The 2448-nt window shown below is 52.7% G+C and carries 2 protein-coding genes and 1 pseudogene; all 3 read left to right on the top strand.

What is annotated here, in order from left to right; translation table 11 throughout:
- Positions 1-40 precede the first annotated feature (40 nt).
- A pseudogene (locus AC6R1O_RS18575) lies at positions 41-898 on the top strand (TolC family protein); the annotation flags it as partial.
- A 94-nt stretch (positions 899-992) separates the two neighbouring features.
- On the top strand, positions 993-2282 hold the full coding sequence (locus AC6R1O_RS18570) for a patatin-like phospholipase family protein (protein ID WP_500657597.1): 1290 nt from the start codon (positions 993-995) through the stop codon (positions 2280-2282).
- A 1-nt stretch (position 2283) separates the two neighbouring features.
- On the top strand, positions 2284-2448 hold a 165-nt coding region (locus tag AC6R1O_RS18565; protein WP_500657598.1), incomplete at its 3' end, for a sodium/glutamate symporter.

Here is a 2448-nt window from a genome sequence, read left to right as displayed (position 1 = left end):
AGGTTAATCACTACTCAACAGGTGGCATGAACAGCACCTCGCCCATCAGCGCAAGCAATTGGCGCTCGAGAACATTGAGGATCAAAAGAAGACCCTCAAGTTGGTGACGAGTGTGGTGAACAGTGGCTACGGCTCGGCGCTTGACCAATCGCAAGCCGAAGCCATGCTGGCGGCCACGCAGGCGATCATTCCACAGTTAGAGATCGCGGAGCAGGTGCATAAGCATCGCATGGCGATTTTACTCGGTGTGCCGCTGACTCAAATCGATACCCAGCTAGCCACGCATCAGAATGTGCCTGAGTTGCAAGGCTTGATTCCGGTCGGTTTGCCGTCGGAACTGCTGACCCGCCGCCCAGATATTCGTATCGCGGAGCGTGATATGGCCGCCATCAATGAGGAGCTCGGCGCAGCGATGGCCAATCGCTATCCGAAGTTCTTTATTACTGGTACGCCAGGTGTTTCTGCTGGCAGCTTTGATGATCTGTTTAAAAGTGATTCCTTTGGCTGGGCGGGCAGTGCCGGCGTGAGCTGGAACGTATTTGATGGCGGACGCGGCAAAGCGAATGTAGAGATTCAGGAATCTCGCTTGAACAACGCCGCGCTGCGCTACGAGCACACTGTGAATAGTGCGATTGCTGAAGTGGACTCGACGCTATTTGCCTATGGCCGCAGCCAACAAAACCGCGATCAAATTGACATTGCTATGCAGGCGACCGATCGGGCGCTGGATAAAGCCAAGTCACTCTATCGTGCAGGGCTGATTGACTACATTGCGCTGCTGGACGCCCAGCGTCAGCACCGCGTGATGCAAGATCGCCAAGTAGCCGCCAAGCTGCAAGCGGCGCAAGCGACCGTGGCGGTGTACAAATCGCTCGGCGGTGATTGGACGGTGCAATAACGCGGGTAAACCTAAGCATTAATCAAAGTCTTACTGCTCGATGAGTACTGGTCCTCCTCATGAGCAGTGAGGCTTTCTTCTCCAAGGAATTGACATGAAACCCAACGCTTGGGTAGTGTGCAGCGCCATTGCTTTGGCTGGCTGCTCATCGATCCCCGAAAAAACCAACCAACCACTGACGAGTTCGGCTGAACCGCGTTATACGGTGAGCGAAAAAATGGCCACGCTGCCAGACAATACGGTGGTGTTGCTGAGCTTTTCTGGCGGCGGCACTCGTGCAGCGGCGTTTTCCTACGGTGTCATGAAAGGACTGCGTGACTACCGCTATGAGTACCAAGGACAACCCCATCGTTTGCTCGATCAGGTTAACGCCATCAGCTCTGTCTCTGGTGGCAGTTTTACCTCTGCCTATTACGGCTTGTACGGCGAAGCCATCTTTGACGATTTTGAACAGGCGTTTTTATACAAAGATGTGACGACAAGTTTGAAAGACATCGTCATGAGCCCCGAGTACTGGTTCTCCAAACATGCGCGCTCGGCCGCGGCGGCGGACTATTACAACGCGCATATTTTCCAAGATACCACCTTCTCGGCGCTACGCGATGAAGGGCCGATGATCATTATCAATGCTACCGATCTCTCGACCGGCGCACGTTTTTCATTTACCCAGGAGTATTTTGACCTCATTTGCTCCGACTTAAATAGTTACTCAATTAGTGACGCTGTCACAGCGTCCAGTGCTGTGCCTCTACTGTTCTCACCTGTCCTGCTCGAGAATTATCCCGGCTGTGAGCGGGCGGTCTACAGCGCGCAGAGTCGGCACCGTACCTTACACAGCGCCACCAATCGTTCGCTGAAAAAATTTGAGGACAGAGAGCGTTATCAATATCTGCATTTGGTCGATGGTGGCATCAGTGACAACCTCGGGCTGCACGCCCTGTATGACTTAGTGACGACCCAAGATTTTGGCTTAGTTGCTGAGAAAGATCGCCTGCAAACCGTGGTGGTGATTTCGGTCGATGCTGCGGTGCGTCCAGATTGGGAAATCGGCCATCAAAAGCAAGAGCCGACAATGGCGAATCTATTGGGTTCGGCCAGTGACGTGCAGATCCACCGTTACAACGATTTGTCCAAAACCTACCTCAGCATGATTTTGGATGAGTGGCAAGCGCAGCAGCCTGATAGGCGCTATCTGTTTGTCGATATCAATCTCTCAACGGCGGAGGACCAGGCTTTTGTTCAGTCCATCCCAACCGATTTTCATCTCAAAGAAGCGCAGGTCACGCGGCTGATTGAACACGGCTACCAACAAGTGATGACACACCCAGAGCTGGCGCATTTCATCTATCAAGGCACTCACCCACAAGAGGCAAACAGAGAGTAATATGGCCCTATCGGAGACATCGGTGATCGACACCATCGAAGTGGTGGATTTTGTATCCTTCACTATCGCTATCATCCTACTTTTTATCGGTAAGTTCGTCTTATCGCGCAGTCGTGTTCTGCAAAAATACAGTTTGCCTGAGCCGGTGATTGGCGGCTTTATCTGT

It is taken from the genome of Vibrio sp. R11-SG3-ISO3-SZ, from assembly GCF_059834345.1.
This window is presented reverse-complemented; position numbering and strand designations above follow the sequence as displayed.